Source organism: Limosilactobacillus albertensis, assembly GCF_014145555.1.
In the GTDB taxonomy this organism is placed as follows: domain Bacteria; phylum Bacillota; class Bacilli; order Lactobacillales; family Lactobacillaceae; genus Limosilactobacillus; species Limosilactobacillus albertensis.
The window spans coordinates 113,976-135,913 of record NZ_JACIVD010000065.1; the positions used below are offsets into that span (position 1 = coordinate 113,976).

The following is a 21,938-nucleotide window of genomic DNA, read 5'->3' on the forward strand; positions in this document are numbered from 1 at the left end:
ACCGAAAATAAGGAGGTGCACAATCAACATGTTCATTAAAACAGGTGACAAGGTTCGCGTAATCGCCGGTAAGGATAAGGGTAAGGAAGGTACTGTTAAAAGTGTACTTGCTTCTCAAAACCGTGTTGTCGTTGAAGGTGTAAACATTGTAAAGAAACACCAAAAGCCAAGCAACTCAAATCCTAATGGTGGCGTTATTGATACAGAAGCAGCTATTAATGCTTCAAACGTAATGCTGATTGATCCTTCAACAAATGAACCAACTCGTGTGGGTTACAAGTTCGTTGATGGTAACAAGGTTCGCGTTGCAAAGAAGTCAGGTAAAACACTTGACTAATTTATAAGGAAGGGAGGAATAACTTCTAATGGAAAACCGTTTGAAAGCTAAATACGAAAATGAAATTCGTCCAGCATTAATTGAAAAGTTTAATTATTCTTCAGTTATGCAAGCACCTAAGATCGATAAGATTGTCTTAAACATGGGTGTTGGTGATGCAACTACCAACTCTAAGAATCTTGACGAAGCTGTTGAAGAACTTGGCTTGATTTCTGGTCAAAAACCTTTAATTACTAAGGCTAAGAAGTCAATTGCCGGTTTCCGTCTTCGTGAAGGAATGTCAATTGGTGCTAAAGTAACGTTGCGTGGTGAACGCATGTATGATTTCTTGGATAAATTAGTTAATGTGGCCTTACCACGTGTTCGTGACTTCCACGGTGTAAGTAACAAGGCATTTGATGGTCGTGGTAATTACACTCTTGGTATTCATGAACAATTAATTTTCCCTGAAATTGATTATGATAAAGTTAACCGAGTTCGTGGTTTAGATGTTGTTATTGTTACAACTGCCCAAACTGATGAAGAATCACATGAATTACTTGCACAACTCGGTATGCCGTTTGCTAAATAAAGGAGGTTCCACAAATTGGCTAAAAAATCAATGATTGCTAAGTGCAACCGTCCAGCTAAGTTCTCAAGTCGTGAATACACGCGTTGTGCACGTTGTGGACGTCCGCACTCTGTTTACCGTAAATTCCACCTATGCCGGATTTGCTTACGAGAACTTGCCCACAAGGGACAAATTCCTGGTTTGAAGAAGGCTAGCTGGTAAACAAAAACCGACAAAAGGAGGAAAACATCGATGTCTATGAGTGATCCAATTGCAGATTTCTTAACTCGTATTCGTAACGCTAACATGGCTCAACACGAATCAGTAGAAGCACCTGCATCAAAGATGAAGAAGGACATCGCTGAAATCTTAAAGAACGAAGGTTTCATTCGCGATGTTGAATACGTTGATGATAACAAGCAAGGCATCATCCGTGTGTTCTTAAAGTACGGCAATGACGGTCAACGCGTTATTTCTGGCTTAAAGCGTATTTCTAAGCCTGGTTTACGTACATACGTTAAGTCTGATGCTGTACCTAAAGTTCTTAATGGATTGGGAATTGCCATCATTTCAACATCAGAAGGTGTTGTAACTGATAAAGTTGCTCGCGCCAAGAAAATTGGTGGCGAAGTTATCGCTTACGTTTGGTAAAAAATAATTATTAGATAGGAGGTGCAAAGATGAGTCGTATTGGTTACAAAGAAATTGATTTGCCAAGTGGTGTTGAAATTTCTCAAGATGGTAATGTAGTTACTGTTAAAGGTCCTAAAGGTACTTTATCTCGTGAAATTTCACCATTAATCAAAATGACTATTGATGGTAATGTAGTAAAATTTGATCGTGATGCTGATACTAACAAGTTGAAGATGTTACACGGTACTACTCGTGCTAATGTTAATAACATGGTTGAAGGTGTTGTTAATGGATACAAGAAAGTTCTTAAACTTGTCGGTGTTGGATACCGTGCTCAATTTAAGGGTAATAAATTAATTTTAACTGTTGGTTACTCTAACCCAGTTGAAATGGATAAGCCAGAAGATGTTGATATCAACGTACCTGACAACACTACTATTGAATTAAGCTCAATTAACAAGGAACACCTTGGTAATTTTGCTGCAGAAGTTCGTGCTGTACGTTCACCAGAACCATACAAAGGTAAAGGTATTCGTTACGAAAACGAACACATTATCCGTAAGGAAGGTAAGACTGGTAAGTAATCTTAAAAGATTATTTAACATTCTTTTAATTAATAAAATAAATATAATAAGAGGTGACTGTTGTGATTTCTAAACCAGACAAAAACAAGATCCGTCAACGTCGTCATTTACGCGTTCGCGGTAAGATTTCTGGTACTGCGGAGCGCCCACGCTTAAGTGTTTACCGTTCAAACAAAAACATTTACGCTCAATTAATTGATGACGTAAAGGGTGTGACGCTCGCAAGTGCCTCCACAAATGACAGTGAAGTAAGTGGAAAGACTAAGACTGAACAAGCTAGTGGCGTAGGTGCTTTAATTGCCAAGCGTGCTAACGAAAAGAACATTACTGAAGTTGTATTTGACCGTGGTGGATACCTTTACCATGGGCGTGTTCAAGCCTTAGCTGAAGCTGCTCGTGAAAACGGACTTAAATTCTAAAAAAGGAGGAATAACCTGCAATGGCATCATCAGAATTCATTGATCCAGCAAAGTTGGATTTGGACGATCAAGTTGTAGCCATCAACCGGATTACTAAGGTTGTTAAAGGTGGACGTCGTATGCGTTTTGCCGCTTTAGTAATTGTTGGTGACCGTAAAGGTCATGTTGGCTTTGGTACTGGTAAAGCTCAAGAAGTTCCAGAAGCTATTCGTAAAGCACAAGCTGCTGCTGAAAAGAACTTGATTACTGTTCCTATTGTTGGAACTACTATTCCACACGAAGTTATTGGTGTATACGGCGGTGGAAAGATCATGTTAAAGCCAGCTGTTGAAGGTTCTGGAGTTGCTGCCGGTGGTGCGGTTCGTAACGTTATGGACCTTGCCGGTGTTGCCGACGTTACTTCAAAACGTCTTGGTTCTAACACCCCTGTTAATGTTGTTCGTGCAACGTTTGAAGGACTAAAGCAATTGAAGAACGCTGAAGAAGTTGCAAAGTTACGTGGTGTTTCTGTAGACCACTTAGCAGAATAAGGAGGGCACTAAATTATGGCTCAAGTAAAAGTTACCTTAATTCACAGTGTTGCCCACCGACAACCTACTCAACGCCGTACTGTTAAGGCATTGGGCTTAGGTAAGATCAATAGCTCAGTTATCTTACCAGATAACGCGGCAACACGCGGTCAAATTTTTAAGATCGCTCACTTGGTTTCTGTTGAAGAAGTTAAGTAATTAAAATTAAATAATAAGGAGGTGCCTATCAATGAAGTTAAACGAATTGAAGCCAGCTGCTGGTTCTCGTTCCAAGCGTCTTCGTAAAGGTCGTGGACTTTCATCAGGACATGGTTTTACATCAGGACGTGGTACTAAAGGTCAAAAGGCTCATGGAAAGACCCGTTTAGGATTTGAAGGGGGCCAAATGCCACTTTACCGGCAAATTCCAAAACGTGGATTTACTAACATTAACCGTAAAGAATACGCAATTGTTAACTTGGCATCATTAAACAAGTTTGATGATGGTACTGAAGTTACGCCACAATTATTGATGGAAAGTGGCTTAGTCAAGAACATGAAGAGCGGCATTAAGGTTCTTGGTAGCGGCAAGCTTGAAAAGAAATTAACTGTTAAGGCTAATAAGTTTTCTGCTTCTGCGGTTTCTGCAATTGAAGCTGCCGGTGGTAAAACTGAGGTGATGTAGTTTGTTCACAGCCGTCAAAAATGCATTCAAAGTAAAAGATATCCGTAAAAAGATTTTCTTTACATTGTTTGTATTGATTGTCTATCGGATTGGGGCAGCGATTACCGTTCCTGGAGTTAACGCTGCTGCTTTGCAGGAAATCTCCTCAACCGGTTTAGCATCAATCCTCAATACCTTTAGTGGTGGTGGACTGGAGAACTATTCATTATTTGCAATGGGTGTTTCTCCATATATTACTGCTCAAATTGTTGTTCAACTATTACAAATGGATATTGTTCCGCGTTTTGTTGAATGGAGTAAACAAGGAGAAGTAGGACGGCGAAAACTTAATCAAGCAACCCGATGGTTAACGATTGTATTGGGATTTATTCAATCAATCGGTATTACCGCCGGGTTTAATGCATTAAGTACAATTCGTTTGGTTAATCACCCAGGCGTTCAAACATATCTAACAATCGGATTAATTTTAACTGCGGGTACAATGTTTGCTACCTGGATGGGGGACATGATTACCGAACGTGGTTTAGGTAATGGTGTTTCCATGTTAATTTTTGCCGGTATTGTTGCACAAATGCCAGGTGGAATTCGCCAACTATGGGATGACCAAATTGCCGGTGAATCTGGTTCTGCCTTATGGATGGGAATTGGATTTGTTGCCCTTGTAATTGTAGCAATCTTAATTATTGTAGCGTTTGTTACTTGGGTACAGCAGGCTGAGAGACGCTTGCAAATTCAGTATACGAGACGAACTACTACTTCACCGTCCAGTAGTTATCTTCCCTTGAAGATTAACGTATCGGGTGTTATTCCAGTTATTTTTGCTGGTTCGTTTATATCAACACCTCAAACCATTTTAATGGCTTTTCAGCAAAACCATGGTGGAGATAGTTGGTATCAAATCATGACGACCATTTTTAACATGCAATCTGGTCCTGGGATCGCACTGTATGTATTTTTGATTGTTGTATTTACCTTTTTCTATGCCTTTGTTCAGGTTAATCCAGAAAAACTTGCTGAGAACTTACAGAAGCAAGGAAGTTATATTTCTGGAGTGCGTCCTGGAAAGGGAACACAAGACTATATTTCTTCATTGTTAATGCGATTAAGTACAGTTGGTTCATTATTCTTAGGATTAATTTCCTTAATTCCGTTAATTGCAAGTAATGTATGGAACTTAAGTCAGTCAATTGGTTTAGGTGGTACAAGCTTACTAATTATCGTGCAAATTGCTTTAGATGTTGTTCGACAGTTAAATGGACTAACAATGAAGCGTGAATATATCGGATTTATTCGAGAACCTAAAGGAGGAAATAACTAATGAGTATGAACCTTGTATTAATGGGTCTTCCAGGTGCTGGTAAAGGTACACAGGCTCAAAAGATTGTTGAAGACTTTTCGATTCCTCATATTTCAACTGGAGATATTTTCCGGGCTGCTATGAAAAATGAAACGCCTATGGGAATTGAAGCTAAGAAATATATTGACAAAGGTGAACTAGTTCCTGACGAGGTTACTAATGGTATCGTTAAGGAACGGTTAGCTCAAGATGACACTAAAGATGGCTTTATGCTAGATGGATTTCCTCGTAATCTTAATCAGGCAGATGCTTTGGATAAGATGTTGGCAGAGAGTAATCGGCATCTTGATGCTGTGATCAATATTCACGTTGAACCGGACGTATTGGTAGAACGTTTAAGTGGACGTTTTATTTGCCGCAACTGTGGAGCTACTTATCATAAGATCTATAATGCCCCTAAGGTTGAAGGTACATGTGACGTTTGTGGTCATCATGAATTTTATCAGCGTGATGATGATAAGCCTGAAACGGTTAAGAATCGTCTAGATGTTAATATTAAGTTGAACACGCCACTGGTAGACTATTACCAAAAGCAAGGTATTTTACACGAAATTAATGGTGAACAAGATATCGACAAAGTTTATGAAGATATCAAGAAAGTATTAACTAACCTAAACTAGATATTAGTTATCTCTTGCGAAGTTTTGAAACTTATGCTAAACTATGCAAGGTTTATCTATCTGAGTAGTGGGAAGTAGCATACTTTCCACCATTTTTACGTAATATCTAGAATTAGGTAAGGAGGTACTATTTCGTGGCAAAAGCCGATGTGATTGAAGTAGAAGGTAAAGTAACTGAGACTTTACCTAATGCAATGTTTAAAGTTGAATTGGAAAACGGAGCAGAAATCTTAGCTCATGTTTCTGGTAAGATTCGGATGCATTATATTAAAATTTTACCAGGTGATCGAGTAAAAGTTGAAATGTCTCCATATGATCTCACTAAGGGTCGTATCACATTCCGGTTCAAGTAGTTATTGATCAATTACTCTCATAGGAGGATTTTATAATGAAAGTAAGACCATCTGTTAAAAAGATGTGTGAGCACTGCAAGATCGTTAAGCGTAATGGTCGTGTGATGGTTATTTGCTCTGCTAACCCAAAGCATAAGCAACGTCAAGGTAAGTAATTTATTATTTAATGAAATGGAGGTGTAGCTAATGGCTCGTATTGCAGGTGTCGATTTACCTCGTGACAAGCGAATCGTAATCGGCTTAACATATATTTTCGGTATTGGTGATTCTACTGCTAAGAAGATTCTTGAAAATGCTGGTGTATCAGAAGATATTCGTGTTCGTGATTTAACTCCTGACCAAGAAGAAAAGATTCGTGCACAAGTAGATCAAATTCAAGTTGAAGGTGATTTACGTCGTGAAGTTTCAATGAACATTAAGCGACTTCAAGAAATCGGTTCTTACCGTGGTATGCGTCATCGTCGTGGGTTACCAGTTCGTGGTCAACACACTAAGAATAATGCTCGTACTCGGAAGGGTAAAGCTGTCGCAATCGCTAATAAGAAGAAGTAATTTTACTTTAATAAAAAAGGAGGTTAGTACTAGATATGGCAACCAAAAAAGGTACGCGTAAGCGTCGTGCAAAAAAGAATGTTGAAACTGGTGTTGCACACATTCACTCAACATTTAACAACACTTTGATCATGATTACAGACGTTCAAGGTAACGCTGTGGCTTGGTCATCAGCTGGTGTTTTAGGCTTTAAGGGAAGTCGGAAATCCACTCCATTTGCTGCTCAAATGGCATCAGAAGCTGCTGCTAAGCAAGCTATGGAACACGGTATGAAGACTGTTGAAGTTGAAGTTAAGGGTCCAGGTTCAGGTCGTGAAGCTGCAATCCGTGCGCTTCAAGCAACTGGTTTGGAAGTTACTGCTATTCGTGATGTAACACCTGTTCCTCACAATGGTTCTCGTCCTCCAAAGCGTCGTCGTGTTTAATTGACATTGCTGGAGACAATTATTTCCATCAATTGCCTTTTTGTCTCAAATACGAACCACGTTTTGAAAGGGGTACAAGGATAGAATGATCGAATTTGAAAAGCCAAATATTCACAAAGTTGAAGAAACAGATAACTACGGTAAGTTTGTCGTAGAACCACTTGAGCGCGGTTATGGAACCACTCTCGGTAACTCGTTAAGACGTGTATTAATTGCATCGTTACCTGGTGCAGCGATTACGAGTATGCAAATTGATGGTGTTTTACATGAATTTAGCACTGTTAAAGGTGTAACTGAGGATGTTACGCAGATTATCTTGAATCTAAAAAAAGTTTCTTTGAAGATTGATTCTGAGGATCAAAAGGACCTTGAATTAGATGTTAAGGGACCTGCTGAAGTAACTGCAAGTGATATCCAGGGTGATAATGAAGTCACAATCTTAAATCCTGATCTGCATATTGCAACTGTTGCTGATGGCGCAGAATTACACATCAAGTTAACTGCTGATAAGGGTCGCGGTTACCTTTCTGCTAACGATAATAAGGCCCGGATGGATGATCTTGCAATTGGTGTTTTACCGATTGATTCCATCTATACCCCAATTGAACGTTTAAATTACACTGTTGAAAATGCCCGGGTTGGTCAACGTAACGATTATGATAAGTTAACGCTGGATGTTTGGACTGATGGTTCATTAACACCAACCGAAGCAGTTAGTCTAGGTGCAAAGATTTTAACTGAACACTTAGCTATGTTTGTTGATTTAACTGAAACAGCGCAAAATGCCCAAGTTATGGTTGAAAAAGAAGAAACGCATAAGGAAAAGATGCTTGAAATGACTATTGAAGAGCTTGATCTTTCTGTACGTTCTTACAACTGTTTGAAACGAGCTGGTATTAATACTGTTAAGGAATTAACTGACAGAACAGTGTCTGATATGATGAAAGTTCGGAACTTAGGACAAAAGTCGTTAGAAGAAATTAAACTTAAGTTAAATGATCTTGGTGTTTCATTTCGCCAAGACGACTAATTGATATACCAATTGCAAAGGAGGGAACCACTTTATGAGTTACCGTAAATTAGGACGTACAAGTTCACAACGTAAGGCTTTATTACGTGATTTAACTACAGATTTAATCGTTAATGGTCGAATTACTACTACTGAAGCACGTGCCAAGGAAGTTCGTAAGACTGCTGACAAGATGATTACACTTGCTAAGCATGGTGATTTAGCTTCTCGTCGTAAGGCTGCTGCTTTTGTACGTAATGTTGTTGCTGATGTTAAGGAAGATGGCGATGATATTCGTGTACAATCTGCTCTTCAAAACCTTTTTGAAGAAATTGCTCCAAAGTATGCAGATCGTAACGGTGGTTACACACGCATCTTGAAGACCATGCCTCGTCGTGGTGACGGTGCACCAATGGTTATTCTTGAATTAGTGGACTAATTTATATTTGTTCACATAAATTAAATACGTAATAAAGAATCACTATCATTGATAGTATAGAGCGTTACGATGGTGGGAAATTACCCTAGTCTAGCTTGAATGCGGGAAACCCTCGCGCACTTCGATGGTAAGTGATTTTTTATTTTAAATTGAATTTTATAGATAATTTTCTAGTGGACTTTGCTAAAATATATTTATTAACTAATCTTGAAAAGAGGAATCGTTGTGACCCAGATTAAGATTCGGAATCTTACATTTAAGTATCCAGATAGTAAATCTTTAATATTAGATAATATCAACCTTGATATTAATGCATCTTCTTGGACAGCGATTATTGGGCACAATGGGAGCGGAAAAAGTACACTTGCTAGGTTAATTGATGGGTTACTAATACCTACATCGGGGTTAGTAGAAGTAGGCGGGATGAAAGTCGATGAAAACACTTTGGGTATAATTCATCAGCAAATTGGATTTGTATTCCAAAATCCTGAAAATCAATTTGTTGGTGCTACAGTTGCTGACGATGTTGCATTCGGTCTTGAGAATCGTCAAATTTCTCGTTTAGAGATGGATAACCGGATTAATAATGCCTTGGCGATGGTAGGAATGACTAAATATAAAAATGTGGAGCCGATTAATCTCTCAGGAGGACAAAAGCAACGTGTGGCATTGGCAGGAGTTATTGCCTTAATGCCCAAAGTAATTATTCTTGATGAAGCAACTAGTATGTTAGATCCTCGTGCACGTCAAGAAATATTGACTCTACTTAAGAAACTAAAAAAAGAGTATAACCTATCAATTATTTCTATCACGCATGATCTTAATGAAATTGAGTTAGCAGATAAAATCGTGGTAATAAATGATGCACAAATAGCAAAACAAGGTTCTCCAGCAGAAATTCTTGGGGATAAAGAGTTGCTGCTTAAAATAGGTGTAGGAATACCAGCTAGCCAGCAATTACAATCTTTATTAGTTGAAAGAGGAGTAACTATTCCACAAAAATACTTAAATTTAGAGGAGTTAAAAAATTGGCTAAGTCAGCAGTTACAATAAAAGATCTCCATTATACATATCCGAATACAACTAGCGAGGCATTGTCGAATGTTTCATTGACTATAAAAGAGCAAGAATTTGTTGCTATTGTCGGACAAACTGGAAGTGGTAAATCAACATTAGTTTCCTTAATTGATGGGCTGATCAAACCTGTAAAAGGCGATCTTGATGTTGCTGGATTAAAAATTAATGCAACAACTAAGGCTGAAGATTTGAGCAAGGTCCATCATCGTGTCGGTTTTGTTTTCCAATTTCCGGAACAACAGCTTTTTGCTGAAACGGTTGAAGAGGATATTGCTTTTGGCCCGCGTAATTTGGGATGGACGTCAGCACAAATTAAGAAATCCGTTGATGACGCTTTAAAAATGGTTGGGCTACCCGTGGAGTTAAAGTCTCATTCTCCTTTTGCACTTTCGGGAGGACAAATGAGACGGGTTGCTATTGCAGGAGTATTAGCAATGAAACCACAAATTCTAATTCTTGATGAACCTACTGCCGGTTTAGATACACAGGCAACCAATGAATTGCTTGAGTTGATTAAACAGCTAAATAACAAAGCGACAACAGTTATAATGGTTACTCACCAAATGGAACAAGTGGCGCGCTATGCTGACCATGTGATTGCAATAAGTGATGGGAAAGTGATTGCTGATACAACTCCTCGGCACCTATTTAGTGATTCGCAACAATTAGCAAAGTTATCATTAACTTTACCTATTTCCGTTGATATTGCCCAATTTCTTAGGAAACATGGTGCTAAATTAGAAAATACTGAGCCGCTTACTTTAGATTCATTGGCAGATGAAATAGTAAAAGCGATGAGGGGTAAAGAAAATGAATAATAAAATTGTTTTTGGTAGTTATGTGCCAGTAAAATCAATTCTTCATCGTCTTGATCCGCGAATAAAACTTATAATGTGTATTGTTTATGTAATTTTGATTTTCTTTATTAATAACTGGTTGACAGCTTTATGGCTCCTTGCAGCTCTATTCTTGGCTATTAAATTGAGCAATGTTGCCTTAAAGCAGTATTGGCAAGGAATCAAGCCGCTTTTTTGGATTATTTTAATTACTGTAGCCTTTCAAATTTTATTTAGTAGTGGAGGAAAAATGTATTGGCATTGGGGAATAATGGCAATTACACAAGACGGGCTAATAAATTCTTTAATCATTCTTTACCGTTTCATTGTTATTATTACCGCTTCGACAGTTCTAACCGCTACAACTCAAACATTTCAAATTGCAGATGCTCTAGCGTGGTTAATGAAGCCATTAAAAGTAGTTAAAGTTCCTGTTAATCAGATTACGTTAATGCTTTCAATTGCATTACGGTTTGTCCCAACAATTATGGATGAAACTACTAAGATTATGAAAGCTCAACGTGCAAGAGGAATTAACTTTAATTCGGGAAATATTTTGACGCGGATTCAACATCTGGTGCCGATTTTAATTCCGTTATTTGTTAATTCATTTAAACGGGCAGAAGAATTAGCTACAGCAATGGAAGCCCGTGGTTATGATCCGAATGCTCCGCGTACTCATTATCGGCAGTTAACATGGCATACTTATGATATTTGGGCAGCATTAGGATTAGGAATTGTAATGATTGGGTTACTATGGATCCGAATAATTTTTTGATAAGGAAGTAAATAATGTATCGGTATAAAATAACTTTTGCTTATGATGGAACTAATTTTTCCGGTTTTCAAATCCAACCGAATAAGCGGACTGTGGAGCAAACACTGAAAAATGCAGTAAATAAGATTGCTAAGCATCCTACTCCGGCAATTCCGGTGATTGGATCGGGAAGAACGGACGCGGGTGTGCATGCCATTAATCAAGTGGCTCATTTTGATATTCCATACCATTTAAGCAATGAATCAATGAGAAAAGCTCTTAATAGTATTTTGCCTTTGGATATTTTAATAAAAAAAGCTGAATTAGTGGACAAGGATTTTCATGCGCGTTATAGTGCTCACCGTAAGACTTATCGCTATCGGGTAGATCAAGGAGAGTTTGTTGATCCGTTTAAGCGAAATTATACAGCACATTTTAAATACCCGCTTGATTTGCAAAAAATGAAAGAGGCAGCTAAAGATCTAATAGGGACGCATGATTTTACAAGTTTTGTTGCTTCGGGAAGTCAAGCGAAAAGTAATGTTAGGACGATTGAGGATATAATTATTAGGCGTGATAAAATACGAAATGAGGTTGTATTTGACTTTACCGGGAATGGATTCCTCTATAATCAAGTTCGCATTATGGTTGCTTTTCTTTTAGAAGTTGGTAGCGGACAGCGACCGGTTGATGATGTGCGCAGGGTTCTTGCTGCTAAAGATAGGACATTAGCTAGAATGACTGCACCTGCAATCGGATTATATTTGGTTAATGTAGATTATGGAACAAATGATGAAAAGGATTGACGAAAGTGGCAGAAAAAGGTATACTAGCCATTGGTATTTCTTTTCCATCTAATAACTCGGTACACTATTATATGCAAAAGAAAAACAAAATTGGAGGACTTAATCGTGAGAACGACATACATCGCAAAACCTGGTGAAGTTGATCGCAAGTGGTACGTTGTTGATGCTAAGGATGTCCCAATGGGTCGTTTAGCATCTGCAGTCGCATCAATTTTGCGTGGTAAGAACAAGCCAACATTTACTCCACACGTTGATACTGGTGATTACGTTATCGTTATCAACGCTGCGCAAGTTAAGTTAACTGGTAAGAAAGCATCTCAAAAGATGTACTACCGTCACTCAAACTACCCTGGTGGTTTGAAGCAACGGACTGCCGGTGACTTCCGTGCAAAGGAACCAGAAAAGTTATTGGAAACTGCTATTAAGGGTATGCTTCCACACAACTCGCTTGGTCATAAGCAAGGTTTGAAGTTACATGTTTATGCTGGTGAAGACCACAAGCATGCTGCACAAAACCCAGAAGTTTTAGATATTACTAACTTAATCTAAGGAGGGAATGGAATTGGCTCAACAAGTACAATACAGTGGTACTGGTCGGCGTAAAGATGCAACCGCACGTGTTCGCTTAGTACCAGGTTCAGGTAAGATTACGATGAACGGCAAGGCAATTGAAGACTACATTCCATTTGCCAACTTACGTGCTATCGTTAACCAACCATTTGGTGTTACTAAAACAGAAGGTCAATACGATGTTTTAGCTAATGTTAATGGTGGTGGATTCTCTGGTCAAGCAGGTGCAGTACGTCACGGTATTGCCCGTGCACTTCTCGCTGTTGACCCAGACTTCCGTGACGCTTTAAAGAAAGCTGGTTTATTAACTCGTGACCCTCGTATGAAGGAACGTCGTAAGCCAGGTCTTAAGAAAGCTCGTAAGGCTGCTCAATTCAGTAAGCGTTAATATTTCGATTATCGCTTCCAAAAGTATCGGCATTATGCCGGTACTTTTTTTAGTTTAAATAAAACTCCCTATTTACTATAATTATAAGTGATTAGTATAAAAAGGAGGGATTACTAATGACTAAAAAAGTAGCATTAGTAACTGGTGCAAGTCAAGGAATCGGTAAGGCAATTGCTGAAAGGTTAGTAAAAGATGGTTTTGCTGTTGCTCTTGTAGCATTAAACGAAGCAAAACTACAACAAGTTGCCGATGAAATTAATAATAACGGTGGTGAAGCATTACCGCTTGTTGCTGATGTTTCAAATCGTGATGAGGTATTTGCCGCTGTTGAGAAAACAGTTGAACATTTTGGCGACTTTAACGTAATTGTTAACAATGCCGGCTTGGGTCCTACTACACCAATTGATTCCATTACTCCGGAACAGTTTGAAAAGGTATATGGAGTAAATGTTGCCGGGGTTCTCTGGGGCATTCAGGCAGCACATAAGGCATTTAAGGATCTTGGACATGGCGGTAAAATTATTAATGCTACTTCCCAAGCGGGAGTTGTTGGTAATCCTAATCTTGCGCTTTACTCAGGGACCAAATTTGCTATTCGCGGTATTACGCAGGTCGCAGCTCGAGATCTTGCAACTGAAGATATTACTGTTAATGCATATGCACCAGGGATTGTTAAGACACCAATGATGTTTGACATCGCACATCAAGTTGGTCAAAATGCTGGTAAGAGTGATGAGTGGGGAATGGAAACCTTTGCCAAGAACATTGCTATGAAACGACTTTCAGAGCCAGAGGATGTTGCCAATGTGGTGAGTTTCTTAGCTGGTCATGATTCAGATTACGTTACGGGACAAACAATTATTGTTGATGGCGGAATGCAGTTCCATTAAAAATTAATAAAGATAACGGGATCATGGTTTAACGGCGCCATGATCCTTTTTTAACTTCTTCTAAAAATATTAAGATAAATTAACCCAAATGAGGTGGAGTTTGCTACAATTAATAACTAGTAGAAAAGAGGAGGCTAAACTTGTGGCAAAACGGAAGCGGAGAAGTAAAAATCGCCATACGGGTAGAACATGGGTTATCAGTATCCTGGCTGTAATTGTTATTTTTTTAGGTGTATACGTTGGACACCATTTTTACCGTATTTGGAATCAGCAACGAATCGAACAAGAGGCACGGGAGAAGGATCGCCGAGCAAAGCAATTATTTATTCAGCAAGTTGCTCCTGAAGCTCAAGCAATGCAAAATACTTATCATGTATACGCATCGATTACAATTGCCCAAGCGATTCTTGAATCTCAATGGGGAACTAGCCAGCTGGCATCACAATACCATAATTTATTTGGAATTAAAGGAACAGGCGCTAATTCGCAAGTAATGACAACCAAAGAGTACGTTAATGGTAAGTGGATCGTTACTAAAGGCCGTTTTCGGGTTTACGATAGTTGGAGTGATTCCATTAAAGATCATACCCGCCTGATGCTCAATGGGACAGATACTAATCAGCAAAATTATGACCGGGTTGTACATGCAACTAACTATCAGGAAGCGGCTCGCGGACTACAAGAAGCCGGTTATGCAACTGATCCTGATTATGCACAAAAGTTAATTTCTGTAATCAAAGCTTATAAATTATATAACTATGATAAGTAGTGATAGAGGGGCATTAAAATGAAAGAGTTAGAAGAAAAAATCAAGAAATACGGAACTGTCTTACCAGGTAATGTGCTAAAAGTTGATGCATTTTTGAATCACCAAGTTGATCCCCAATTAATGCTGCATGTAGGTCAAGAGTTTGCGAAGTTATTTGCAAATGAAGGCATTACTAAGATTTGGACTGTCGAATCATCAGGGATTGCACCAGCTGTAATGACAGGATTAGAAATGAATCTTCCCGTTATTTTTGCTCGTAAGCATAAAAGTTTGACCCTCAATCAAAATATGTATACCGCTGATGTATATTCTTATACTAAAAAAACTACTAATCGTATTTCGATTTCTAAAAAGTATGTAGAACCTAACGATAAGATTTTGATGATTGATGATTTCTTAGCTAATGGTCAAGCAGTTGAAGGCCTATTAGAGATTGCTGATCAAGCTGGAGTTCAGGTAGCAGGGGCTGGAATTGTTATTGAAAAGAGTTTCCAACCCGGAGCAGGTGAGTTAAAAGAACGGGGGATTCGTGTTGAATCATTGGCACGAATTCAATCATTGCGCGATAATAAAGTTGAATTCGTAAAAGACTAATAAGGGAAGTGAGAAAATGGGCAGAAATGCTATTTACCCAGGTAGTACTTTAGGAATTATCGGAATTAATCGGAATGGTGCGGCGTTAATTGCAACAGCCAAAAAAGCAGGTTTTAACGTTGGTGTTTATATTGATCGTTCGCAGCCATCAGTAACTAAAATGGCAGACTTTACAATTGTCGGTGCATTGAACGATCGTGTGAAATTAACACAATTTGGTGAAGCATGTGACGCAATTATCTACCAGACACCAAATGTTGATTCACGCGTATTGCACTATTTGAGTCAATATGCAGTAGTTCCGCAGGGGATTAATGCCTTGGAGATTGTTCAAGATCGGTTAATGGAAAGAGCATTCTTGGATCAAGTAAATATTAATATTGCTCCTTATGTTACTGTGGTTAGTTTAGATGATGTTTACCAATCGATTGATTCTATTGGTTATCCTGCATTATTAAAACCCATTCAACGTGGAATCGGTGAAAACTCGATGCTAATTGAGCGACAATCGGATATTACTCGAGCAGCAGATTTCATTGATACTGGTACATATTTGTTGGAATCATGGATTGAACATACAAACGAGTATACGATGACAGCGGCAACAGATGGAAAAGATACAGAAATCTTCCCATTAGCGCAGCTGCAGTATAATAAAGAGCGTCAATTAATCTCTGTGGCTACACCAGCAAGTGTTCACGAAGATATGCTAAAAGAAATGCAACGGATTGTAAAAAGTGTGGCAGCTTCACTTGAATATCACGGTGTTTTTTCAGTTAATTTCTATGTCACATCAACGGGGACATTATATGTGAAGAACATTGAGCCAGGATTGACTTCCATTGCTAACGTATATGATGCAACAGCTAATGTCGACCAGTATGAGGAACAACTAAGATGTGCAGTTGGAATGCCATTACATGTTATTACTCCGCTTCAAACTGGTTTGTTAATGGTAATCCGTAATTATCAGTCACGTGCTATTCAACGTCAGTGGCTTCTTAAGAATAATTGGAAGTTTAGATTTTTCAATGATGTTGGTGACAGTGATCAGGCAATACTAGGATTTGTGTGGGTTACCGGTAGTGACAACCTTGCTGCGTTAAAGAATCAGGTTGATGATACTGAGGTTTGGAAGGATCAAGCCTAACTTGAAATAAGGAGCGCTAAATAATGAGGGACTGGGGATATTTCACAGTCTCTTTATTTTTCCTAACATATGTTCGATTTTAATCGCCAAACAAGATCTTAATTTGGTATAATATTAGCCGATGAAATTTTAGAGAGGATGGAACAGCGTGAATAACGGTCAAGCATTATTAGAAGGAATGAACGATAAGCAATCCGAAGCAGTGTTAACTACAGAAGGACCACTGTTAGTAATGGCAGGAGCTGGTTCAGGAAAAACGCGGGTATTGACACATCGGGTAGCCTATTTGATTGAAGAAAATGGTGTATTGCCATGGAATATTCTAGCAATTACGTTTACCAATAAGGCTGCTCGCGAAATGAAAGAACGAGTGGGTAAATTGCTTGGTGAGAGTGCTAATGAGATCTGGGTCTCAACTTTTCACGCATTGTGTGTTCGAATCCTCCGTCGTGATATTGAAAAAATCGGCTATAATCGTGCTTTTACGATTGCTGATACGAGTGAGCAACGGACGTTAATGAAGCGGATTTGTGGAGAGTTAAATATCGACACTAAGAAGTTTGATCCACGAAGTATTCTTAGCGCTATTTCTAATGCTAAGAATGCGTTAATGACACCTGATGACTATAGCAAAGAAGCTAATAGTATGTTTGAAAACATGGTTGCCCGTGCTTACAAGCTTTATCAACAAGAATTAGAAGCCAATCAGGCATTGGATTTCGATGACTTAATTATGAAAACAATTGAGTTGCTGGAAAGCGACCAGGAAACACTCGAATTTTATCAAGATAAGTTTCATTATATTCATGTGGATGAATACCAGGATACAAATGATGCCCAATATCGGTTAGTTAATTTACTAGCACAAAAGTATCAAAACTTATGTGTAGTGGGGGATGCTGATCAGAGTATTTATGGTTGGCGTGGTGCTAATATGAATAATATCTTAAATTTTGAGCACGACTATCCCCAGGCGAAGACGGTAATGCTTGAGCAAAATTATCGTTCGACGCAGACAATCCTAAATGCCGCAAATGAAGTTATTGCTAATAACCTCTATCGTAAAAAGAAAAATCTTTGGACAGAAAATGGACAAGGGGATAAGATTTCATATTACCGTGCCCAAAATGAGCATGATGAAGCGCAATTTATTGTTTCTAAGATTAAAGAAGAACAAGAAAAAAATGGTTATCACTTTAATGACTTTGCCGTTCTTTATCGTACAAATGCTCAATCACGGATGATCGAAGAAACCTTTTTAAAGAGTAGTATTCCATATACAATGGTTGGCGGACACAAATTTTATGATCGGCGTGAAATTCGCGATATCTTAGCATATCTAACGTTAATTGTTAATCCCGCTGATTCAATGAGCTTTGAACGAGTTGTTAATACTCCTAAACGCGGAATTGGTTTAACGAGTGTTGAACACCTTCGTAATTTTGCCAATGAGAATGGATGGACATTGCTAAAAGCTGCTCAAAATGTTGATACTGCTAATGAGATTACTGCGCGAACCCGGAACAAGATTGATGAATTTGGGCAATTGATGGCTAATTTAACTAAACAAGCAGAATACCTCACACTGACAGATTTAACTGAGCAAATTTTAGAATTAAGCGGCTATAATAAGATGCTTAACGATGATCGCAGCCTTGAAGCACATGCTCGTCGTGAAAACCTTGATGAATTTAAATCTGTTACACAGGAATATGATGAACAACATAAAGATGACGATGATTCAAATATCCAAAAGATCATTAACTTTTTAGCTGATTTAGCTCTTGTTTCAGACCAGGACGATGTTGATGAGCAGGCACCAGCAGTAACTTTGATGACGTTACATGCAGCTAAAGGACTTGAATTTCCAGTTGTCTTCCTCGTAGGAATGGAAGAAGGCATTTTCCCATTATCCCGTGCTTTAATGGAAGATGATGAATTAGAAGAAGAACGGCGCTTGGCTTATGTTGGAATAACCCGAGCAAAGAAAAAGCTATACCTTACCAATGCCTTTTCACGGTTACTTTATGGTCGCGTTCAGCGTAACCAGCCATCTCGTTTTGTAGAAGAAATCGATTCTGATTTATTACAGTTTGAAAATAATCCATCTGGTAATAGTATTAGTGATAGTAAAATCCCATTTGGTCGTGCTGCTGCAACAGCTACTACATATCATGATCAACCAAAGCGAACTTATCGAAGTGCAGGTAAGCGGGTAAAACCAATCACTAATAATGGAACCGGTGCTGATAAAGTTGGCTGGAAGACCGGTGATAAGGTTGAACATAAGAAGTGGGGTCAAGGAACGGTAGTGAAAGTTAGTGGAAGCGGCAATGACATGGAACTGGACATTGCATTCCCAAGCCAGGGAGTAAAACGACTACTAGCAAGTTTTGCCCCAATAACTAAAGTACAAAAATAATGAAATGAGGCGGATGAGATGAGTGAAAAGCAGACGCCAGTAAATAAAATGAGCCTTGAACAAGCCCAAAAAGAGGTTAAACCATTACGGGACAAATTAACCAAATGGGGTAAAGAGTATTATGAACAAGATAACCCAAGTGTTGAAGATTATGTTTATGATCGGGCCTACCAGCGATTAGTTGAGCTTGAAGAGCAGTTTCCACAGCTAAAGTCAGCTGATTCGCCAACCCAGCGTGTAGGTGGATCAGCAGAAAGTCAACTAACAAAGGTTCGTCATGAGATTCCGATGTTGTCGATGGGGGATGTCTTTTCAATTGAAGAATTGATGGATTTTAATCAACGGCAACAAGAAAATAGTGATGTTAAGGTTGAACCGGAATATAATCTTGAATTGAAGATTGATGGCCTCTCACTTTCCCTTGTTTATGAGAATGGAGAATTAGTTCAAGGTTCTACACGGGGGAACGGAACGATTGGTGAGGATGTTACTGCTAATGTGCGAACCATTAAATCAGTTCCAAAAAAATTGTCAGAACCGCTATCAATTGAATTTCGCGGGGAATGCTATATGCCTAAAGAAGCTTTTGCAAAGTTAAACGCAAAACGCGAAGCAGAGGGATTGCCTGTTTTTGCTAATCCGCGAAATGCTGCAGCAGGAAGCTTAAGACAGCTCGATCCGCAAGTAACAGCGCGTCGGGAATTAGATACGTTCATGTACTATGTTCCTGAATATCAAAAACTTGGCGTTAAGACACAAGCAGAAGCGCTTGAACGAATGAGAAAGTTAGGATTCAATGTCAATCCTAATAATCGGGTCGTCCATAATCGAGAAGAAATAGAAAAATATATTGAAGAATATACTGCACAACGGGATAAGCTTACTTACGGAATTGATGGTATTGTTGAAAAGGTTAACGATCTTGATACTGAAGTGGCGCTTGGTAATACCGTTAAAGTACCACGGTGGGAAATTGCTTATAAATTTCCGCCAGAGGAGCAAGCAACAATTGTTCGTGATATTGTTTGGACTGTTGGACGGACAGGTAATGTAACGCCAACAGCAGTAATGGATCCGGTTCAATTAGCTGGGACCACGGTTAGCCGAGCTTCTTTGCATAATCCGGATTATCTTCGTGAAAAAGATATTCGAATTGGTGATACAGTTTATTTGCATAAGGCTGGTGACATTATCCCCGAAATATCAAAGGTCGACTTAGCTAAACGGGTGGCGGATTCCATTGAGTACGAAATTCCAACCCAATGTCCCGTTTGTGGTTCAGAGTTAGTCCATCTTGATGGAGAAGTTGCATTGCGCTGCATTAATCCGATGTGTCCAGCACAAATTAAGGAAGGACTAGCACATTTTGCTTCACGAAATGCAATGAACATCGACGGGTTAGGACCTAAAATTATTGAACAATTATGGGATAAAGAACTGGTTCATGACGTTGCTGGTTTGTACCGCCTTAATCATGACCAATTATTAACTTTAGATAAATTTGGTGAGAAATCAACGGCTAACCTATTGACATCGATTGATAATAGTCGTAATAATTCTGTCGAGCGCTTATTATTTGGTCTTGGTATTCGTCATGTTGGTGCAAAGGCAGCACGGATTATTATGGAACATTTTGGTAATCTTGATGCCTTAATGAAAGCTAGTGCGGATGAAGTTTCCGCAATTAATGGAATTGGCCCAACAATTGGGGAAAGTATTGTAACTTATTTTGCTAATCAACAAGTTGTTAAATTGATTGACGAATTGCGAGAAGTTGGGGTAAACTTTGCTTATCTTGGCTCACGGTCAAATACTAATCCTGATAGTGAATGGAACGATCGCCGGGTAGTATTGACTGGTAAACTAACAGAGATGACCCGTGGTGAGGCAAAAGCTTGGCTTGAAGACCATGGTGCCAAGGTAACCGGAAGCGTCTCAAAGAAAACAGATATTGTCATTGCTGGTGCTGATGCTGGTAGTAAACTCACAAAGGCCCAAGATTTGGGGATTGATGTGTGGAATGAACAGCAATTTAGCCAAGCGATGAAGGAGGAACAGTAAATCGTGAAGCGAAAGGTAAAAAAAATAGCCGTTAGTGCTGCGGTTTTGATGTGTACCGTCTTGCTTGCATCATGTGGTTTTGGCGGAAAGTCATCGTCCAAAAACTATTCAACAACCGGTTCAGGCAATGGTACTTATCAAGGTGTGATTAAGAATGGGCGTTACCGAACAAGTAAGGCTCGTGGGGTAAATGTCTCACAAAATGATAATCAATATAACCTTAAGAGTTTTGAATCGGGATTAACTCAGATTTCAAAACGGGTCTTTTCAACAAAGAGCTATATTTTCCAAGAAGGTCAATATCTTAGTAGCGGTACTATTGAGAACTGGCTTGGACGGAAAACGAAGAGTAATCCGGACGGGTTAAATCCAGCGCGAGGAAAGAAGAGCAATCCTAACCCAATCTATGTTCAGCAGATTGAAGAACAGGATTATATGCAAGAGAGTGGTAATTCCATGAAGCTTCGCGGAATTACAATCGGTATTGGGTTAAATTCAGAATATAATTATCAAACTAAAACAGGCGGACCGACATTAACTAAGAAGATTAGTGATAGTGAGCTTCGGCGCCAAGGTGAAGCTGCCGCAGAAAAGGTTCTTCAACGAGTTCGGAAAAAGTCTGGGGTTGGTAATGTTCCGATTGTCATCGCATTATACAAACAAGCACCGGACGATAGTTTAGTTGGTGGAACTTTCTTTGCTTATAGTAAGAACAACGGTGATACAATCAGCAACTGGCGGAAGTTGGATTACAAGAATGTAGTCCTTCCTAAGGCAAGTGCGGCCACAACCAATAGCTCGGATCAAACTGATGATGACAGTTTCTCAAACTTTAAGAGTCAGATTCAGAGCTTCTTCCCTAATCTAAGCGGGGTTACAGCCCAAGCCCAATATGAAAATGGAACTTTGTCTGGAATGCACATTACTGTTACTACACAATTCTATAGTCAAACTGAAATTACGAGTTTTACTCAGTACATTACACGAGCGGCTAAGAAGTACCTACCTAATGGAATCCCGATTGACATTAAGATTCAATCCGATTCTGAAATACAAGCAGTTGTTTATCGGAATGCCGGTTCAGATAATTTCCAGTCTCATATTTTTGATTCTTATTAAGAGTAAAAAGGAGAATATCAATTCGTT

30 protein-coding genes are annotated in these 21,938 nt (G+C 39.0%); all 30 read left to right on the top strand.

All coding sequences use genetic code 11. The features are described 5' to 3' along the window. Window positions 1-28: 28 nt before the first annotated feature. The 30 genes from rplX (at window position 29) to H5S41_RS07330 (ending at window position 21,911) form a co-directional block, all read left to right on the top strand. A complete protein-coding gene (rplX, locus tag H5S41_RS07185) occupies window positions 29-337 on the top strand; it encodes a 50S ribosomal protein L24 (protein WP_153709925.1) in 309 nt (102 codons plus the stop codon). 28 nt (window positions 338-365) lie between these two features. After that, window positions 366-908 (top strand): 50S ribosomal protein L5, encoded by a 543-nt coding sequence (rplE, locus tag H5S41_RS07190; RefSeq protein WP_153709926.1) that lies wholly within the window; start codon window positions 366-368, stop codon window positions 906-908. A gap of 15 nt (window positions 909-923) precedes the next feature. Then, window positions 924-1,109, top strand: coding sequence for a type Z 30S ribosomal protein S14 (locus H5S41_RS07195; protein WP_003664547.1), 186 nt, complete (start codon window positions 924-926; stop codon window positions 1,107-1,109). A gap of 30 nt (window positions 1,110-1,139) precedes the next feature. Continuing rightward, window positions 1,140-1,538 (top strand): 30S ribosomal protein S8, encoded by a 399-nt coding sequence (gene rpsH, locus H5S41_RS07200; protein ID WP_003664546.1) that lies wholly within the window; start codon window positions 1,140-1,142, stop codon window positions 1,536-1,538. Between the two features lie 29 nt (window positions 1,539-1,567). Then, a complete protein-coding gene (gene rplF / locus H5S41_RS07205; RefSeq protein ID WP_153709927.1) occupies window positions 1,568-2,104 on the top strand; it encodes a 50S ribosomal protein L6 in 537 nt (178 codons plus the stop codon). Window positions 2,105-2,166: 62 nt separating this feature from the next. Further along, entirely contained in the window at window positions 2,167-2,523 is a 357-nt protein-coding gene (gene rplR, locus H5S41_RS07210) for a 50S ribosomal protein L18 (protein ID WP_003664543.1), read from the top strand. 20 nt (window positions 2,524-2,543) lie between these two features. Beyond that, window positions 2,544-3,053: a 30S ribosomal protein S5 gene (gene rpsE / locus H5S41_RS07215; protein ID WP_003664542.1), complete on the top strand. Its 510-nt coding sequence runs from the start codon at window positions 2,544-2,546 to the stop codon at window positions 3,051-3,053. A gap of 15 nt (window positions 3,054-3,068) precedes the next feature. After that, window positions 3,069-3,251, top strand: coding sequence for a 50S ribosomal protein L30 (gene rpmD / locus H5S41_RS07220; RefSeq protein WP_003664541.1), 183 nt, complete (start codon window positions 3,069-3,071; stop codon window positions 3,249-3,251). A gap of 31 nt (window positions 3,252-3,282) precedes the next feature. After that, window positions 3,283-3,717, top strand: a complete 435-nt coding sequence (gene rplO, locus H5S41_RS07225; protein ID WP_153709928.1) for a 50S ribosomal protein L15 — start codon at window positions 3,283-3,285, stop codon at window positions 3,715-3,717. A 1-nt stretch (window position 3,718) separates the two neighbouring features. Next, window positions 3,719-5,035, top strand: a complete 1,317-nt coding sequence (gene secY / locus H5S41_RS07230; protein WP_153709929.1) for a preprotein translocase subunit SecY — start codon at window positions 3,719-3,721, stop codon at window positions 5,033-5,035. Then, window positions 5,035-5,694: an adenylate kinase gene (locus H5S41_RS07235; RefSeq protein WP_182597670.1), complete on the top strand. Its 660-nt coding sequence runs from the start codon at window positions 5,035-5,037 to the stop codon at window positions 5,692-5,694. Before secY ends, H5S41_RS07235 begins: the two co-directional genes overlap by 1 nt. A 134-nt stretch (window positions 5,695-5,828) precedes the next feature. Next, window positions 5,829-6,047, top strand: a complete 219-nt coding sequence (gene infA, locus H5S41_RS07240) for a translation initiation factor IF-1 (protein ID WP_003664537.1) — start codon at window positions 5,829-5,831, stop codon at window positions 6,045-6,047. Window positions 6,048-6,082: 35 nt separating this feature from the next. Then, window positions 6,083-6,202, top strand: coding sequence for a 50S ribosomal protein L36 (gene rpmJ / locus H5S41_RS07245; protein WP_003664535.1), 120 nt, complete (start codon window positions 6,083-6,085; stop codon window positions 6,200-6,202). Window positions 6,203-6,233: 31 nt separating this feature from the next. Then, window positions 6,234-6,599 carry a 30S ribosomal protein S13 gene (gene rpsM / locus H5S41_RS07250; protein ID WP_003668778.1) on the top strand — a complete coding sequence of 122 codons (366 nt, stop codon included), beginning with the start codon at window positions 6,234-6,236 and terminating at the stop codon, window positions 6,597-6,599. A 35-nt stretch (window positions 6,600-6,634) separates the two neighbouring features. Continuing rightward, a complete protein-coding gene (rpsK, locus tag H5S41_RS07255) occupies window positions 6,635-7,024 on the top strand; it encodes a 30S ribosomal protein S11 (protein WP_003664532.1) in 390 nt (129 codons plus the stop codon). 85 nt (window positions 7,025-7,109) lie between these two features. Next, the gene (locus tag H5S41_RS07260) at window positions 7,110-8,054 is read left to right on the top strand and encodes a DNA-directed RNA polymerase subunit alpha (RefSeq protein WP_182602825.1); all 945 of its coding nucleotides are present in this window, start codon (window positions 7,110-7,112) and stop codon (window positions 8,052-8,054) included. Between the two features lie 34 nt (window positions 8,055-8,088). Further along, a complete protein-coding gene (rplQ, locus tag H5S41_RS07265) occupies window positions 8,089-8,472 on the top strand; it encodes a 50S ribosomal protein L17 (RefSeq protein ID WP_153709933.1) in 384 nt (127 codons plus the stop codon). A 225-nt stretch (window positions 8,473-8,697) separates the two neighbouring features. Then, window positions 8,698-9,525, top strand: coding sequence for an energy-coupling factor transporter ATPase (locus tag H5S41_RS07270; RefSeq protein WP_182602826.1), 828 nt, complete (start codon window positions 8,698-8,700; stop codon window positions 9,523-9,525). After that, entirely contained in the window at window positions 9,501-10,367 is an 867-nt protein-coding gene (locus H5S41_RS07275) for an energy-coupling factor transporter ATPase (protein ID WP_182602827.1), read from the top strand. Before H5S41_RS07270 ends, H5S41_RS07275 begins: the two co-directional genes overlap by 25 nt. Further along, complete coding sequence (locus tag H5S41_RS07280; RefSeq protein ID WP_182602828.1) at window positions 10,360-11,163, top strand: energy-coupling factor transporter transmembrane component T family protein; 804 nt, start codon at window positions 10,360-10,362, stop codon at window positions 11,161-11,163. Before H5S41_RS07275 ends, H5S41_RS07280 begins: the two co-directional genes overlap by 8 nt. A gap of 14 nt (window positions 11,164-11,177) precedes the next feature. Then, entirely contained in the window at window positions 11,178-11,948 is a 771-nt protein-coding gene (gene truA / locus H5S41_RS07285) for a tRNA pseudouridine(38-40) synthase TruA (RefSeq protein ID WP_182602829.1), read from the top strand. A 105-nt stretch (window positions 11,949-12,053) separates the two neighbouring features. Further along, window positions 12,054-12,497: a 50S ribosomal protein L13 gene (gene rplM / locus H5S41_RS07290; protein WP_163704323.1), complete on the top strand. Its 444-nt coding sequence runs from the start codon at window positions 12,054-12,056 to the stop codon at window positions 12,495-12,497. A gap of 7 nt (window positions 12,498-12,504) precedes the next feature. Next, the gene (gene rpsI / locus H5S41_RS07295) at window positions 12,505-12,906 is read left to right on the top strand and encodes a 30S ribosomal protein S9 (RefSeq protein ID WP_153709939.1); all 402 of its coding nucleotides are present in this window, start codon (window positions 12,505-12,507) and stop codon (window positions 12,904-12,906) included. A gap of 116 nt (window positions 12,907-13,022) precedes the next feature. Continuing rightward, on the top strand, window positions 13,023-13,796 hold the full coding sequence (locus tag H5S41_RS07300; RefSeq protein WP_182602830.1) for a (S)-acetoin forming diacetyl reductase: 774 nt from the start codon (window positions 13,023-13,025) through the stop codon (window positions 13,794-13,796). A gap of 142 nt (window positions 13,797-13,938) precedes the next feature. Then, complete coding sequence (locus tag H5S41_RS07305; RefSeq protein ID WP_163704319.1) at window positions 13,939-14,565, top strand: glycoside hydrolase family 73 protein; 627 nt, start codon at window positions 13,939-13,941, stop codon at window positions 14,563-14,565. Window positions 14,566-14,583: 18 nt separating this feature from the next. After that, window positions 14,584-15,159 (top strand): xanthine phosphoribosyltransferase, encoded by a 576-nt coding sequence (locus tag H5S41_RS07310; RefSeq protein ID WP_182597664.1) that lies wholly within the window; start codon window positions 14,584-14,586, stop codon window positions 15,157-15,159. Window positions 15,160-15,175: 16 nt separating this feature from the next. Then, window positions 15,176-16,309 carry an ATP-grasp domain-containing protein gene (locus tag H5S41_RS07315; RefSeq protein ID WP_163704314.1) on the top strand — a complete coding sequence of 378 codons (1,134 nt, stop codon included), beginning with the start codon at window positions 15,176-15,178 and terminating at the stop codon, window positions 16,307-16,309. Window positions 16,310-16,457: 148 nt separating this feature from the next. After that, a complete protein-coding gene (gene pcrA, locus H5S41_RS07320) occupies window positions 16,458-18,731 on the top strand; it encodes a DNA helicase PcrA (protein WP_182602831.1) in 2,274 nt (757 codons plus the stop codon). An 18-nt stretch (window positions 18,732-18,749) separates the two neighbouring features. Beyond that, window positions 18,750-20,792 (top strand): NAD-dependent DNA ligase LigA, encoded by a 2,043-nt coding sequence (gene ligA, locus H5S41_RS07325; RefSeq protein WP_182602832.1) that lies wholly within the window; start codon window positions 18,750-18,752, stop codon window positions 20,790-20,792. Window positions 20,793-20,795: 3 nt separating this feature from the next. Further along, entirely contained in the window at window positions 20,796-21,911 is a 1,116-nt protein-coding gene (locus tag H5S41_RS07330; protein ID WP_182597660.1) for a CamS family sex pheromone protein, read from the top strand. Window positions 21,912-21,938: the final 27 nt, after the last annotated feature.